We start from the raw sequence: 15,507 nt of genomic DNA, 5'->3' as shown, positions 1-15,507 counted from the left end.
GAACTCAGAAGTGAAACATCATCGCGCCAATGGTAGTGTGGATTCGTCCATGTGAGAGTAGGTCATCGTCAGCTCTCTATTCTAGTAAAGCCCCCAACGTTAATTCGTTGGGGGCTTTTCTTTGTGCGGGAATACCAACAACCCACTACTCTTTACTTATGAGCCTGCAGTCCGCCCAGCAGGACAGTGACCGCAGCGCGAGATTGTGTCGGTAGATAGGTGTCTTCGCTTGAACTATCAGTCCCTAGGTCAATATCTAGTATCGATGGGATAGAGAAGACTTTAGTTGGGGTCTAGCTCAGGGAGAGAAAAACATACCGATACTACCCGATCAAAACAATTCTCCTAATTCAGGAGTCTCATCAAAATCGAAAGAAATTTGTCGTTTTTGTTTTAATAGTATTATACGTTGTCTACGAGCAGAGATTAGTCTTAGCACATCACGTCGCTGTCCAGTAGTCATGTCATGCCATAACTGACGTTCAGGACGACTGCGTAGACAGCCAAAACAATAGCCTTTTTTATTACTTCGGCAAACACCAATGCATGGATTGATGATCTCGAACAGTTCAAACTGCTGGTTCATGGCTACTCCATAGCTATTATCGTCATTCCTTGGCTTGCGTAAAATTATCGTGACAATACTATTATGTCGCAAGTAATGCATAATAGTGTGCCATTTTATTGTTATTATTTTTGATGACCCAGTGCTATGCTTAGCTTTTGTAGTCTATATAAAACAATCACACAAAAATTAATAAGCGAGATCACACGTGAACATTGTTTACATTCATGGCTTAGACAGTGATGCTAATTCCACTAAGGGTACGTTATTAGAGCGCTATTGCCAACAGTATTTTCCTGAGATCATAGTATTTCGTCCTGACTTCAATCAACCGCCTGCAGAAGTATTTAAGCAACTTAATAGATTAATCACAAAATTAAAAAGTGAATCAGACCACAGTAATAAAGATTCAATGTCTAACACTTTAACAAAAACAGTTTTGGTAGGCAGTTCATTAGGAGGATACTTCGCCACTTTAGTAAGTAATAATACTGGTTGCCCAGTATTATTATTAAATCCTAGTACTCAGCCGCACATCACTTTACAACGCTTTTCTAATCAACCTCCTTTACAGGACACTAACAAAAATATAAGTTCTATTAATCAAGTTCTACATACAACTGTAGGAGGTTGGACAATTACTGGTGGAGATCTACAATGGTTTGCTGACCATCTATTATCAGTAAAATATCCTCAAAAGATGGTGGTTTGGATTAAAGAGGGTGATGAGCTGTTAAATCCTCAACTGTCCGCAGAGTTTTATCGACAGCAGGGTGCAGAAGTTACTTTGCAAGCTGGTGGTGATCACAGATTTACTGATTTTGCTGAGCAATTGCCTATAGTAATAAAGATATTGCAGCAGTTAGGATAAATTACAGTTTACTAGCTAAGAATATTGTTTAGCCAAAATAGACGACATCATATGACGTGAGCTAGCGACTATCAACACTAATGATGCCATTTTTCGCTATAATGGTTCGATAGAATAAATTGTTCGTGAATATTCAAGGAAGCATTTGTGAGTCAATATAATGCGCAATCGTTAGAAGTTTTAGAAGGACTTGAGCCCGTTCGCCGTCGCCCTGGCATGTATACCGATACTACACGGCCCAATCATTTGGCTCAAGAGGTGATCGATAATGCAGTTGATGAGGCACTGGCTGGTTATGCCAAAATAATTAAAGTCCAGTTACACGAGGACGGCTCGCTATCGGTAGAAGACGATGGCCGTGGTATGCCAACTGATATTCATCCTGAGTTTGGTCAGTCAGGTATTGAGCTGATCATGACTCGTTTGCATGCGGGTGGTAAATTTTCGACTCTAAATTATCAAGTATCAGGTGGCCTGCACGGTGTTGGTATTTCGGTCGTGAATGCCCTATCAACGCGAGTTGAAGTAACCGTATGGCGTGAGGCGACCCAATTTGATATGGCGCTTGAACATGGAGCACCTGTCACTTTATTGACTGAGTCAGTGAGTTCTAATAAGCGTAAACGTGGCACTAGAGTACGTTTCTGGGCAGATAGCAGCTTTTTCGACAGCCCTAAATTTAATATCAAGCAGCTCAAACATAACTTAAAAGCTAAAGCAGTATTAGCTGCGGGCCTCACTATTGAATTTGTTGATGATATAAATAATGAGAAAATAGTTTGGCAGTTTACTGATGGCGTTGTTGAGTATTTAAGTGAACAGCTCGATGGACTTGAGACATTGCCACAAGCACCGTTCTATTATAATTATGAAGCTAAAAGTGGTGAACGTGCAGGTATTACTTTGGCGCTGTCTTGGTTGCCTGAAGGTGGCATCCCTATTCAAGAAAGCTACGTCAACCTCATTCCTACCGCGCAAGGTGGCACCCATGTTAATGGTTTGCGAACAGGTATTCTAGAGGCGCTACGTGAGTTCTGTGATATTCATAATTTATTGCCACGTAGTGTAAAGTTGACCGCAGAAGATGTTTGGGATGGGGTTAATTATATCCTATCACTTAAATTCTCTGAGCCGCAGTTCTCCGGACAAACTAAAGAACGCTTATCGAGTCGTGAAGCTGCTGGAGCGGTACAGGTTTTAGCAAAAGATGCCTTCACTTTATGGCTCAATCAACATGCTGATTTGGGGTCTCAAATTGCAGAGCTAGCGATTAATAAAGCGGGTCGTCGGCTTAAATCTGCTAAAAAAGTAGCCCGGAAAAAAATTACTCAAGGTCCTGCATTACCGGGGAAGCTTGCCGATTGTCGTGGTGATTTGCGTGATGGTGCTGAGTTGTTTTTAGTAGAAGGGGATTCTGCAGGGGGCAGTGCCAAACAAGCTCGTGACCGACATTATCAAGCGATATTACCGCTACGCGGTAAAATTCTGAACACGTGGGAAGTGTCCTCTGATACAGTATTATCGAGCCAAGAGATTCATGATATTGCCATTGCGATTGGTGTCGATCCGGCTTCAGATGATTTATCTGAGCTGCGTTACGATAAAGTATGTATCCTGGCTGATGCCGACTCTGATGGTTTGCACATCGCCACGTTAATTTGCGCTTTATTTGTAAAGCATTTTCCAGCCTTGGTTGATGCAGGTCACTTATTTGTGGCGATGCCGCCGTTATATCGGGTAGACGTGGGTAAAGAGGTACATTACGCTTTAGATGAGCCTGAACTTGAACATATCTTAGCAGGCATTCCAGGTAACAAAAAAGCTCAAATTACTCGTTTTAAAGGGTTGGGTGAGATGAGTGCCGAGCAGTTGCGCGAAACCACGATGAATCGTGATACCCGCCGCTTAGTACAGTTAGATATGGATGATATATTACTGACTAATAGTGTTATGGATATGCTATTGGCAAAAAAACGATCATCTGATCGCAAGTCATGGCTCGAAAACAAGGGTAATTTGGCTGATATATCATTATAAGGTAGCGGGCTAAGAAGTGACTTGCAAGACTGTAGTGTTATTCCTAGCTATAGTCTATAGTCAATGAAAAGTAATATCGATACATAACCTACTGCTGGTATAAGTTTTTCTTGTTTGCTGCGCCTACGCAGACAGAGGCTGCAAAAAGTTGATACCAGCAGTACCGTCGCGTTTTCAAGGTGTTTTAACTATAGTCATCTGCGACTCAGTGAAAGCCTGTAATAGTAAACTTAGTTGTACTAGGTTAATGCTATTATGTAGATATCTTCTATTATGTGGTGCCGTCATGACATCCAAGTCTACTGATCGTTCTAAGTCTATTGTTTCTAACGCTAAACGCTCTAAAATATTGCCTAAGCTCGGCAAAAAAGATTTGGGCAACTTAGTCCCCAAGCGTGGTGGTAGAGTTGCCCCGTTAATAGCTTCCTGGCTGTTAAAGTCTGCGGGCTGGAGCACCGTTGGCGATATTCCAAACATCTCACAAGCGGTGGTATTAGCACTGCCGCACACCTCAAATATTGATGGGGTTTATGCTCTTCCTGGTCTATTTTCGCTTGATGTAAAAATTAACATTATGGGCAAACATACGCTTTTTAAAGTGCCAGTATTGGCACAGTTACTACGTTGGTTGGGGATTATTCCTATTGACCGCAGTAATAAAGGCTCGGTATTACAGACTAGTATAGATAAGTTCAAGTCAGGTGAGCCGCTATTTTTAGGCCTATCCCCAGAGGGGACGCGTAAATACACAGAGTCGTGGAAAACAGGCTTCTATTATTTAGCACTAGGTGCTAACGTACCAATTTTGCCGGTTGCTCTAGATTATAAAACCAAAGAAGTGCGTTTCTTATCCCCAGTTTATCCTACTGGGGATATCGAAGCTGACCTACCAAAAATTTACGACCAGTACCGCGGGGTCATGCCTAGACATCCTGAGCGCTTATCGCAGCCGCTACAGGATGTTAATCAGTCTGATGAACATTAGGAACCAAATTTATTTCTAGTAGCAGTAACAAGAGCATAGTTAGTTATATCTCGTTCTAGAACTGCGGCTGACCGTTGGAAGCACTAACGCCACCATCTACCGGTAGGTTAACACCAGTAATCATTGAGGCATCATCGCTTGCTAAAAAAGTGATAGCAGCAGCAATTTCTTCAGGACTAGCAAGGCGTCCAAGCGGGCAGCGTTCTAAAAATTTATCAGTTTTTGCATCGTTATCTTGAATGGCGGTGGTCATGTTAGTCTTAGTAACGGAAGGATTAACCGCGTTGACACGCACACCATCAGGTCCATGGTCTAACGCTAAAGTACGGGTTAAATTGCTTACCCCAGCTTTTGCAGCATTGTAGGCGGCCATATTCCAGTCGCCACCGACCCCTGAAAGCGATGAGACATTGACAATATTACCTTTAGTTGCAATCAGATGCGGCATAGCTGCCTGACAAACGTAGAATGTGCCATTTAGGTTGACATCTATCGAAGTCCTCCAATCCTCAGCAGACAGTTCGGTAATTTTGCCTTGAATCGCTTTACCCGCATTATTGACCAACACATCAATATGATCAAACTTTTCTATTACTCGTTCTATCATCTCTTGCACTTGGCTTTGTACGCTAATATCGCAGGTGACCGTTAAATAATTATCAGAATGAATCCAAGTGCGATCTTGTGGAAACTCTTTGGCAGTCTCTTCTAATGTTTTAGATGTGCGTCCTACTAAAATGACATTAGCACCTTCATGAGCGAAGCGAATGGCGGTAGCGCGACCAATACCTGAGCCAGCACCGGTGACAACAACAGTTTTTTCTTTAAAACGTTTCATGATTTTCAATCCTTGTTATCAAAAGAGGACCAATATATAAATAAAGCAGTCCTCTGAATAAAGCAGTATTATAATTTTGACTCAATCAGTAAGTTTTAAAATAATTAATAATTTCTACTATAGTTACTAGATGCTAAAAAATAATGGTAAATATAGTTTTTAGCCATCATAGCAAGTCATTAGGATGAAAGCGACTGCGTATAGGTACTGTTATATGGACAGACTTTACTTTGCCGAAATGTGCTTATACTGATAATAACATTATAATTTGGATAAGCTTAAGCATGTAATATTTCACATATCATTTGATAACAAAAGACTAATACTGTGTCTAAATTGGCCATCAAAATATCTGAAAAAGGCGTCTTGCTACCTACAAACAGGCGCTTTAGATATTACCTTGTTTACATTGGCGACAGTCGAGGCTAATCATAACGCTGAATACTGTGCTCGGCGATACAGTTATGAACTGTAATTAGGCGCGTTACAGCTGTTAGAATTCATACTGTATTTGCTTTCTTCTATCAGTCCAGCCAACATTTGGACCATACGTATAGCTGCTATTAAATCTGTGCTATTTAATATTTGCCATAACAAAAGACAGCCAAGGCTGTCTTTTTTATATTTAGAACAAAGTGATAATTATCATTTATTTGAAGTCATCATTACTACCAGTATCAGTGTTGTCGACAAAGCCAGTACCAGAAGATAAGTCGGTAGTGCTATTCGTATTATTATCGTCGGTATCGATATAATTGATATCGAGTGTATCTGACCCTGCATTCGTAGAGGTGCTTGTACTAGGCGTGCCAATTGTTGTAGCGTTAGGCGTTGCTTCATGAACAGCATCGGCAACCTTATCAGTAGAATCAGCAGTGGTTTTGGTATGGCGTGTGGTATGAGCTTTCACATCAGTATGCTCTTCGTCCATTTTATCCTGCATCTTACGTAGGAAGCGTGACGCTGCTTCTTGTCCACCAAGACCAAAAGATAGAGCGAAAGCAACCGCAACTGCGCCTAGTGTTAGACCAAATGCTAGGTTAACAATAGAATCAGCGATACCCATCGCTTTAAGACCCATGGCCAGCACTAAGCCCATGATCAATACACGGACGATATTAGCTAAGAACTGCGAGCCTTTTTCAGAGCGCTCAACGACACCAGCGATGATATTTGCCAGCCAAAAACCAATAAATAGTATTATCGCACCAAGTATGATGTTGGCACCAAAGGCGATAAACATGGTAATGATGGCTGAGATAGGTTCAAAGCCTAGCAAGTCAGCTGCTGCAATCGATGCAAACAACATGGCAAAGAAGATAATCGCATAACCGACTAAATCAGAGATTTTCTTATCACCCATGGTCTCTTGAAGACCGACTTTAGCAGGTAATTGATTAATCTGAGTATTTTCAAGCAGCCCTTTGATGATGTTTGCTACCATACGTACGACGTAGTAAGTGACCGCTAAGATCGCTACTGCCATAAATATATTTGGCAAGGCTTCCATGATTTTGTTAAGCATATTAGTGGCAGGACGCGCGATAACATCGATTTTTAATGCATTTAGAGCAGCAATAATTGTTGGGATGATTACCACTAAGAATGCTAAAGAACCCGCAATGTTAGGTAAACTGTTCTGCTCACTCAAACCGGCTTTAGAGGCCAGCTCTTGCAAATTAAAGGTAGAGACCAGATTGGTTACGATGCCGCGGACGACTTTAGCGATGATATAACCCACCACAAAGACCACACCAGCAATAAGAATGTTGGGTATAAAGCTAAAGATTTTATCGACCATGTTAGTTAGTGGGGCAAATAAGCCATCAAGCTCCAGTTGACCAAGTACCATAGTCAAAACCACCAGTAATATAAACCAATAAACCATATCAGCAATTGTGTTGCTCATAGGATTAACGCCAGCTTGAGCGCTTAAACGCTCATCCATAGTAGTTTTAGACAGGGTAGTATTGATTGCAGTGCGAGCAACCGTAGCGACCACCCAACCAATAACACCGACTGCAATAGCGCCAATAAGATTAGGGATAAATGCTAATACCTGGTTAACCATGTTTGCGAACGGCGCAGATATGGCGTTTAAGTTCAGTTGGCTAAGTGCACCAGAGATAGCAATTATAAAGATAAACCAAAACACTATCTTCGAGATAATACCTTCTAAATCATAGGTCTTACCCGTTGACGAATTCATGCGTTGGTTAAGGTTAATTCTAGCCAGAACATTACGTACTAGAGCCGCAATACCAAGAGCGACTAGCCAACCAATAATAAAAATCAAAATAGCGCCGATGATGGAGCCAATAGGGCCACCAAGATAACCATTGAACGATGTAAACATTGGATTCATCCTGTCCTCCTTTAATTATCATATGTCAGATTTAAAGGTAGCAGCCTACTTAAGACTATATACCCATTTCCCTGATCTAGTGATAGTTATAAATAATATTAAATAGCTGTGTATAGTATTTTTAGTTAGAATGTTTCACTAGTACAATGATTAAGTAAGAAGACGTAGCAAGATATCAAAGAAAAATTAATAATTTACTATGCCGTTGTCATTTATACTGTCTTCTACGATACAAGTGATAAGAAAATTATAGTAAGCCTTTGGTTAAAAACTATGCGCGATTACTCATGATCTTAATTGAATTAGCTTAGCTGATATAATGTGGTGATTAAAGATAGGAAGCTTAACTTATCGCTATAGTTGTGTGATAAGTTGTTATTTTCATAGTATATATTAACAAAGTTTGTACATTAGTCTGATAATTTCATCGTAAATGTAGCCTACAAAAACAAGATTTGCTATCATGGCAAACAGGCGACATATCGCCACTATTTTTAACACTAGAGAGTATTCTATGAAAAAAATTACCACCTTGACCGTTAGTGCGTTAGCTGGTGCTATGTTATTAGTAACAGGTTGTAGTACTAATAATGGCAGCAAAGAAGCGGCTACTCAAAGTGTCTCAGTTACTGAGCAAAGTCCAGCTACTGAAAAAGTTGGTTATAGCTTAGGCTTTATGATGGCAGAGGGAAACAAAGAAGCGGTTGCAGATTTAAATCTCGATACCTTTGAAAAAGGCTTTCGCGACGGTTACGAAGGTAAAGATTCCGCCTTGACCCAAGAACAAATGCAAGAAGTGTTGATGGCCTATCAAAAAGAGCAAGAAGAAAAGATGGTTAAAGACACGCAAGCGCAGGGTGAAGCAAACAAAACCAAGGGCGCGGCATTCTTAGCAGAAAATGGCAAGAAAGAAGGCGTGAAAACCACTGCTTCCGGTTTGCAATATAAAGTACTAACCGCTGGAACGGGCAAAATGCCCAAAGCGACAGACGTGGTTGAAGTCAATTACGAAGGCAAATTACTTGATGGCACAGTGTTTGATAGCTCTTATGAGCGCGGTGAGCCGATTGAATTCCCATTAAACCAAGTGATTACTGGTTGGACGGAAGGGCTACAGCTGATGAAAGAAGGCGGTAAATATGAGCTTTATATACCAGCAGATATGGCTTATGGCGAAGCAGGTAACTCAGGTATCGAGCCAAACAGTACCCTAGTCTTTACGGTTGAATTGTTAAAAGTAAAAGCGAAATAAAACGCTGTTATAAATGCAGTAGTCTTAAAAACTATTAAAAAAAGCCCTCATGCATAAAGTATGAGGGCTTTTTTATATTTACTACTAAAGGCTTAAAATAAAGAATACGAGGTATTAAATAATACGAGGTATTAAATAATACCTATAGGGTTTTTTGAAAGACTTTAGAGTTGCGGCCGTTGTGGTATTTTTGCTGACGTCCTTCAGGAAGGACACTAGCGTCGACCTCAGCAAAGCCTTGCTCAACAAACCAATGCGCGGTACGGGTTGTCAACACGAATAATTGATGCAAGCCATGACTGCGTGCTTGCTGCTCCAGAAATGCTAGCAGATCAGCGCCACGGCTACCGCTACGATATTCTGGATGCACTGCCACACAAGCCACTTCTGCAGAACTTGCGTCTAATGGATATAGCGCTGCACAGCCCAAAATCATACCATCACGCTCAATAACACTATAATTATCAATTTCTTGCTCCAAGCGTTCTTGAGAGCGACTGACCAAAATACCTTGCTCTTCGAGCGGCGATAACAATTCAATAAGTCCGACTACATCATCAACATTAGCACGGCGAATCTCTTCATAAGGATCATGACTGATAAGCGTTCCAGAACCATCTCGAGTGAACAGCTCTTCTAATAGCGCACCGTCTTTAGCATAAGAGATGATGTGAGTACGATGGACACCTTGACGACAGGCGCTGCTGGCACAGTGCAGGAAGTAATTGATCTCACAATTTAAGTCACGTCCACGTAAGAAACGGTCGACTTCATTGGGAATCATTTCGCGGAGCAAACGATCATCGTCATTGATACCCGCCTCTTCACCTAACAGAATGAGTTTATCCGCGCCGAGTGCAATTGCAGCACTAAGCGCCACGTCTTCGGCTAGTAAGTTAAAAACCTCACCAGTTGCTGAGTAGCCCATTGAACCTAAGATAACAATATGATTGTGCAATAAGTTATTTTTGATAGCATCAACATCGATAGACCGAACGTCACCAGTCATCTGATAATCGACACCATCACGGATACCGTAGGGGCGTGCGGTGACAAAGTTGCCCGAGACCGCATCAATACGTGAACCGTACATTGGTGAGTTGGCCAAACCCATTGATAGTTGAGCTTCGAGCTGTAAACGTATGGCACCAACCGCTTGTAAAATAGAGGGCATGGCTTCACGCGGGGTGACGCGAATATCTTGGTGAAGTGGCGAAGTAATACCCGCTTCTTTTAGGTTCTTCTCAATTTGTGGACGTGCACCGTGTACTAACACCAGCTTAATACCCAAGCTGTGCAATAGGGCAAAGTCATGGATAAGCGTACTAAAATTAGGATGCTTAACCGCCTCGCCACCAAACATAATCACGAAAGTCTTACCGCGATGGGTGTTGATATAAGGGGCAGAGTTACGGAACCAATGAACGTATTCAGGGTTAATTTGGGGCATGGCGCTAGTAGTCATAATGGGAACAGTAGTAGTCGGAATAAGAAAGGGGGCGAGACAAAAATGTCTGTCGCTAAAGATTTACCATAGCAAAAAACACCGTTATGAGCTATCTTTTTATTTTAGTTAAATTAATGCAAATTTATAGTAATTTGACTATATACACAACCGCAACACGGGGTTAGTGTACGAATAAACACTTTTTGCTATGCTAAGCGCTACTGCCTAAAAGTTGATTAATAAAGATAATAGATATTATGTTATATAACGGTATATAGAGATGGTTTGTCCATACTATTTATCTACATGAGTTATTTATATGAGAGTCCGTCTATAGTCTAGCTGCTAATCTAGCACTTATCTAAACAGATATTGTTCTAATACAGTGATGTTCTGCCAAATTTGTTTTACCGATACATTAACTAGGAATAATGAAAATCATGAAAAAAAGTAACCAGTTTGCTAATCCGTTCACCGCATGGAGCGGACATCGCTTGTTTCACGTTGTTGCTGGCACGTTGGTTGGTGTAATGGCAGTCACACAAGCCTCAGCCATGTTACCGACTCCAGAGCCTGCGCTCGATAGCTCATCCACCATGCAGTCGAGTATCAATAACAGTCGCTCAAGTGTGCAAGCGGTCAATAGTAAAATTACTGCTTCGCTTATTAGTGTGGATACAAGTGGTCAAGAGCGGCTAGTACCGGTCGATGCCAATACGCGTTTACAGACTGGTAATGTTCTAGAATATCAAGGCTATTTTACGAACACGAACGTTGATCGGGTTCGTAAAATGACGGTCACTATGAGTATTCCTGACCAAGTTGAATTACTTGGTGATGTCGCTCCTGAATTCCCGTACGGTAGTGCTGACGGCAATACTTTTGCCCGTATGCCATTACGTGGCAAGATTAATAATCAACTTCAAGATATCCCTTTAAAATATTATCAAGCGGTCCGCTGGGATATTGAAGGGGTTGGTCTCAATGATACCGTTATGGTTAAATATCGTGCGCGCGTTAAATAGAACTGCTCTCGTGATTTTTTAGTATATAAAAAGACACCGCAACTTCTAATTGCGGTGTTTTTTTAATAGTAAGTGCCCAGTTGTAAAAATTCATTATAGGAAGCTGGCATCACCAGATATTTCCTAAAGCCCGTTAACAATTACAGTAAGGTGAGAATCACGACAAGTGAATAAAAAGCTATGTGTTAAACCCTGTCTTTCTCACACTGCATTTATGGTGCTTAAAAATAATGACCATAGCTTACTAGAGAATAGCGTATTTGCTGTTAGACTCTTCTTTAACAAGTTGTTTGATAGCATTTATTTGAGGAGCAGTTGCTTGTACCCCAGCATTAATTAAGGCGCGACGCTGACTGGTGTCTAATGAGCTGATATGACTGACGTTCGGAGTAATAAGAATATCAGCTCGCTGACGTTCATTACGCGCTGACGAGCTGCTGCTGTTAGTAAGGTTGTTACTGATGTTAGTCATTAAGTTATACTCAAGTAAGCCCCAAAAGCTACTCAATGAGCTGATAGTGGGCAGTTTACTACTAGTTGCGAATGATGTATTCGTGCTAGTAACGTCAACAGCGATCACAATGTCAGCACCCAAAGCACGGGCACTATCAACAGGCACTAAACTGACTACGCCACCGTCAACGTATTTTTTACCCCCTTTTTCAGGAATGCGCGGGGCAATGAATATATTCGGGACACTACAAGATGCTTGGACCGCCAGACCCGCATTGCCTTTGGTAAAGACTGCTTTTTTTAAAGTATTTTTTTCAGCAGCAATAGCCGCAAAGGCGATAGGAAAAGCTTCTATCGGTCGTCCACCGATATGAGTGTTAATGAAGTTTTTAAGTTTAATGCCTTCAATAAAGCCTTGATTGGACAAGGCGAAATCCGTCAATGCACTGTCGGGCGTGGTTAGTGCTAATTGTTCTAACTGCGCTGGCGTATAACCACTGGCATACAAGCTACCGACTAAGCTACCGACACTCGTACCAACCACCAGTGTTGGGGTAATACCATTTTCTTCTAAAGCTTTAATGACGCCAACATGTGCAAAGCCCTTGGCACCGCCACCTCCTAAGACTAGAGCGACAACAGGAGTATTAGGCATTGGCTTTATGGGCGTAATCTTTGGCGTAATGCTATTACAGGCGCTCACAAATACACTTAACGTGGCCAAAAAGCTGACACGACTGATGGCTATCAATGAAAATCCTAGTTGTGATGTCAAGGTAGGGTTGGCTTGATGCTTATTAGAGTTAGCGAACATAAACAGACCTTATAAGAAAAAAATATAAATCTACCAACGTAACCAAGCCCATATAAATATGCTACATCGCTAACGTATTTTGTTAAATAAATTATTAGTTAATGATCGGTATTCTGGCATAAAAACTCTCTAAAATTGTCTGATATGCAGCGCATACAGTACTGGTAAATCGCTTGGCATAATAAAGACTTTTCTCAGTTATAATGAGTATAGAAGCTTGTTGATAGCTTATTGGTTATTATGATTTTATAGAATAACTCATACCAGAATTTTTTTATTTGAAAATGAATTTAATGAAGTGCGTCTCGTTAGCCAAAACTTACAAGATGTTCAATCTAAAGCTATGTTGTTAGGATGTATCAATGCCAACACCGGTTATTAGTCAGTCATCAGCCCGCCCTATCAATAACGAGCCTGTCTCAGCGCTTGATATGCCTGTGACGGCGCTGGCAGGTGTGGGGCCAAAAGTCGCAGAACAGCTTATGCAATTGGGTATTGCGCGGGTTTTTGATTTGCTGTTACATTTGCCGCGTGCTTATGAAGATCGTAGCCGTTTGGTGTCGATAGGAGAGCTAGCCCATGGTCAGGCAGCGCTAATTACTGGGCGCGTTATGCATGTCGATAATAAGCGCAGCGGTATGACAGTCATAGTAGAGGATGATACTGGCAGCGTATCGTTGCGGTTTTTTAAGGTGTATCCTGGCTTGGCGCAAACCATGGGCTTGGGAACACAGCTACAACTGTTTGGTGAGGTCAAAGTTGGCCGTTATGGTAAGCAGATACATCATCCTGAATATCAAATGCTCACCGATAGCGCAGCGGTTACTAATACAGGCTTACAACCGATTTACCCCTCTGTAAAAGGCTTGCACCAAAACAAGCTACGTACCTTGATAAAAATGGCGCTACAGACTGTGCGTAGTCAGGGCTTACCGATGACCCTGTTTACGATGGATGATTTTGCCACCGTTGCTGACCTACCACTAGTGCCTTTTGAGGCGCCAAAACTGTCAGTCGTGGAGGCTGTAGAGTCTGATGATATTTTTTCAATGCTCGCGCGTAGTGTGCCGGACAATGTGCCAAGTAGTTTATCGAGCAACAGTGATAACCCTCTAAACAAAAAAAGCGAACTAAACAGTATCCAAGTTAATCTACCCGATAGTCCGTTTTCAAACAACTCATCTTCTAACCATCAGCTTTATGACGATAAAGCGAAGGTCAATACAGCGGTTGCCAACTATTCTATCGCAGCTCATAACGTTTATAACTTGACGATATTTGAGGCACTAGTATTATTACATACGCCGCCCACTTATACCGATGCGGGTCAACAATATAAAATGTTAACCCAACTGAGTGCGCGCAGCCACGCTGCTTGTCAGCGCTTGATTATTGAAGAGCTCACTGCGCATCAACTCAGCCTATTATATCGTCGGCAGCAGCTACATCAGCATAAAGCACCAAAATGCGCTATCCACAGTCCGCTTGCTGATCAGTTATTTGCTAACCTGCCGTTTAACTTAACCAAAGCTCAGATAAGAGTCATGAAAGATATCACTGCTGATATGGCAACCTCGATCCCCATGCTTAGATTGGTGCAAGGGGATGTGGGCGCCGGCAAAACTTTGGTCGCAGCGGGCGCGTCTGGTTACGCGCTCGATAGTGGCTGGCAGGTAGCAGTTATGGCACCCACAGAAATTCTAGCGGAACAACACTTATTAAACTTTAAACAGTGGTTTGAGCCGTTAGGCGTTGGCGTGGGCTGGCTTGCTGGTAAGCAAACTGCTAAACAGCGCCGTGAAGCACTAGAAGCTGTTGCCGAAAATACCGTACAAATAGTGGTTGGCACCCACGCGCTATTTCAAGAGCAAGTGCAGTTTGCCAAACTGGGACTGGTTATTATTGATGAGCAGCATCGTTTTGGGGTCGAGCAGCGTATGGCGTTGACCAACAAAGGAGTGGCTGGTAGTACACCACATCAGCTGGTTATGACTGCAACTCCCATTCCACGCACGCTGGCGATGAGTGTTTATGGCGATATGGACAACTCGATCATTGATGAGCTGCCACCGGGGCGTACACCGATTACCACAGTAACTATTGACCGTAATCGCCGTGACGAGGTGATTGAGCGAATTGCAATTAACTGCGAGGCGGGTAGGCAGGCTTATTGGGTCTGCTCATTAGTGGAAGAGTCTAGTGTGCTTGATGCTCAAGCAGCCGAAGCCACTTATGAAGATTTAAATGAACGTTTGGATATTCGTATTGGGTTAGTACATGGCAAAATGAAAGGTATCGATAAGCAGCAAGTGATGCAAGATTTTAAGGCAGGATTGTTGGATTTGCTGATTGCCACGACCGTCATTGAGGTTGGTGTTGACGTGCCCAATGCCTCGTTAATGGTGATTGAAAACGCAGAACGTTTGGGTCTCTCGCAGCTACATCAATTGCGTGGACGAGTAGGGCGTGGTTCAACTAAGAGCTACTGCGTACTACTGTATCAAACTCCATTATCTGAAACGGGCACTGAACGTTTAAATGTACTGCGTGAGAGTACCGATGGTTTTGTCATTGCCCAAAAGGACTTAGAGCTGCGTGGCCCTGGCGAATTATTGGGTAAACGTCAAACGGGTAATGCTGGCTATTATTTGGCAGACCTTATTCGTGATGAGCAGCTATTCGCTATTGCTCAAGGTCTGGCGAAACATTTAATTCAAGATTCTACGCGTAAGGCAGATGTAAGTCAGCTTATCCATCGTTGGATGCCTGAAGCCAGCCGCTATACCAATGCATGACAGACAGCCTCGTTATATTTAATGCTAATAGATAATTATTTTACGCTATTTATTACAGCT

Annotated in this window: 11 protein-coding genes; 6 read left to right on the top strand and 5 right to left on the bottom strand. The window is 42.1% G+C overall.

Going from position 1 to position 15,507, the window contains the following annotated elements; genetic code table 11:
• Positions 1-331 precede the first annotated feature (331 nt).
• Positions 332-667, bottom strand: coding sequence for a DUF1289 domain-containing protein (locus RCH20_RS08935; protein WP_327193341.1), 336 nt, complete (start codon positions 665-667; stop codon positions 332-334).
• A 106-nt stretch (positions 668-773) separates the two neighbouring features.
• Between RCH20_RS08935 and RCH20_RS08930 the strand changes: the two genes are divergently transcribed.
• The 3 genes from RCH20_RS08930 (at position 774) to RCH20_RS08920 (ending at position 4,458) form a co-directional block, all read left to right on the top strand.
• Positions 774-1,436, top strand: a complete 663-nt coding sequence (locus RCH20_RS08930; RefSeq protein ID WP_327193340.1) for a YqiA/YcfP family alpha/beta fold hydrolase — start codon at positions 774-776, stop codon at positions 1,434-1,436.
• Between the two features lie 147 nt (positions 1,437-1,583).
• A complete protein-coding gene (gene parE, locus RCH20_RS08925; RefSeq protein ID WP_327193339.1) occupies positions 1,584-3,473 on the top strand; it encodes a DNA topoisomerase IV subunit B in 1,890 nt (629 codons plus the stop codon).
• 286 nt (positions 3,474-3,759) lie between these two features.
• The gene (locus RCH20_RS08920; RefSeq protein ID WP_327193338.1) at positions 3,760-4,458 is read left to right on the top strand and encodes a lysophospholipid acyltransferase family protein; all 699 of its coding nucleotides are present in this window, start codon (positions 3,760-3,762) and stop codon (positions 4,456-4,458) included.
• A gap of 55 nt (positions 4,459-4,513) precedes the next feature.
• Here RCH20_RS08920 and RCH20_RS08915 read toward each other — a convergent pair whose 3' ends face one another.
• Together RCH20_RS08915 and RCH20_RS08910 are read right to left on the bottom strand one after the other, a co-directional pair.
• Positions 4,514-5,296 carry an SDR family NAD(P)-dependent oxidoreductase gene (locus tag RCH20_RS08915; protein ID WP_209956140.1) on the bottom strand — a complete coding sequence of 261 codons (783 nt, stop codon included), beginning with the start codon at positions 5,294-5,296 and terminating at the stop codon, positions 4,514-4,516.
• 649 nt (positions 5,297-5,945) lie between these two features.
• Positions 5,946-7,661: a mechanosensitive ion channel gene (locus tag RCH20_RS08910; protein ID WP_327193337.1), complete on the bottom strand. Its 1,716-nt coding sequence runs from the start codon at positions 7,659-7,661 to the stop codon at positions 5,946-5,948.
• Positions 7,662-8,175: 514 nt separating this feature from the next.
• Between RCH20_RS08910 and RCH20_RS08905 the strand changes: the two genes are divergently transcribed.
• The gene (locus tag RCH20_RS08905) at positions 8,176-8,913 is read left to right on the top strand and encodes an FKBP-type peptidyl-prolyl cis-trans isomerase (protein WP_327193336.1); all 738 of its coding nucleotides are present in this window, start codon (positions 8,176-8,178) and stop codon (positions 8,911-8,913) included.
• A 142-nt stretch (positions 8,914-9,055) separates the two neighbouring features.
• Here the strand turns inward: RCH20_RS08905 and argA are convergent, their stop codons facing one another.
• Positions 9,056-10,378: an amino-acid N-acetyltransferase gene (argA, locus tag RCH20_RS08900; RefSeq protein WP_327193335.1), complete on the bottom strand. Its 1,323-nt coding sequence runs from the start codon at positions 10,376-10,378 to the stop codon at positions 9,056-9,058.
• A gap of 422 nt (positions 10,379-10,800) precedes the next feature.
• Between argA and RCH20_RS08895 the strand changes: the two genes are divergently transcribed.
• Entirely contained in the window at positions 10,801-11,385 is a 585-nt protein-coding gene (locus RCH20_RS08895) for a hypothetical protein (RefSeq protein WP_327193334.1), read from the top strand.
• A gap of 244 nt (positions 11,386-11,629) precedes the next feature.
• On the opposite strand, the gene RCH20_RS08890 is transcribed toward RCH20_RS08895, so the two are convergent.
• Positions 11,630-12,652, bottom strand: a complete 1,023-nt coding sequence (locus tag RCH20_RS08890; protein WP_327193333.1) for a patatin-like phospholipase family protein — start codon at positions 12,650-12,652, stop codon at positions 11,630-11,632.
• A 362-nt stretch (positions 12,653-13,014) separates the two neighbouring features.
• Between RCH20_RS08890 and recG the strand changes: the two genes are divergently transcribed.
• Positions 13,015-15,447, top strand: a complete 2,433-nt coding sequence (gene recG, locus RCH20_RS08885; protein ID WP_327193332.1) for an ATP-dependent DNA helicase RecG — start codon at positions 13,015-13,017, stop codon at positions 15,445-15,447.
• Positions 15,448-15,507: the final 60 nt, after the last annotated feature.

The organism is Psychrobacter sp. PL15, from assembly GCF_035984995.1.
GTDB lineage: Bacteria > Pseudomonadota > Gammaproteobacteria > Pseudomonadales > Moraxellaceae > Psychrobacter.
Note: the sequence above shows the minus strand (reverse complement) of the source record. Positions and strands in the feature narration are given on the sequence as shown.

Bases quoted from the DNA above. Each gene is read 5' to 3' on its own strand.
- RCH20_RS08935 (WP_327193341.1), bottom strand. From the start codon at position 667: ATGCATTACTTGCGACATAATAGTATTGTCACGATAATTTTACGCAAG.
- RCH20_RS08920 (WP_327193338.1), top strand. From the start codon at position 3,760: ATGACATCCAAGTCTACTGATCGTTCTAAGTCTATTGTTTCTAACGCT.
- RCH20_RS08915 (WP_209956140.1), bottom strand. From the start codon at position 5,296: ATGAAACGTTTTAAAGAAAAAACTGTTGTTGTCACCGGTGCTGGCTCA.
- RCH20_RS08910 (WP_327193337.1), bottom strand. From the start codon at position 7,661: ATGAATCCAATGTTTACATCGTTCAATGGTTATCTTGGTGGCCCTATT.
- RCH20_RS08905 (WP_327193336.1), top strand. From the start codon at position 8,176: ATGAAAAAAATTACCACCTTGACCGTTAGTGCGTTAGCTGGTGCTATG.
- argA (WP_327193335.1), bottom strand. From the start codon at position 10,378: ATGACTACTAGCGCCATGCCCCAAATTAACCCTGAATACGTTCATTGG.
- RCH20_RS08895 (WP_327193334.1), top strand. From the start codon at position 10,801: ATGAAAAAAAGTAACCAGTTTGCTAATCCGTTCACCGCATGGAGCGGA.
- RCH20_RS08890 (WP_327193333.1), bottom strand. From the start codon at position 12,652: ATGTTCGCTAACTCTAATAAGCATCAAGCCAACCCTACCTTGACATCA.
- recG (WP_327193332.1), top strand. From the start codon at position 13,015: ATGCCAACACCGGTTATTAGTCAGTCATCAGCCCGCCCTATCAATAAC.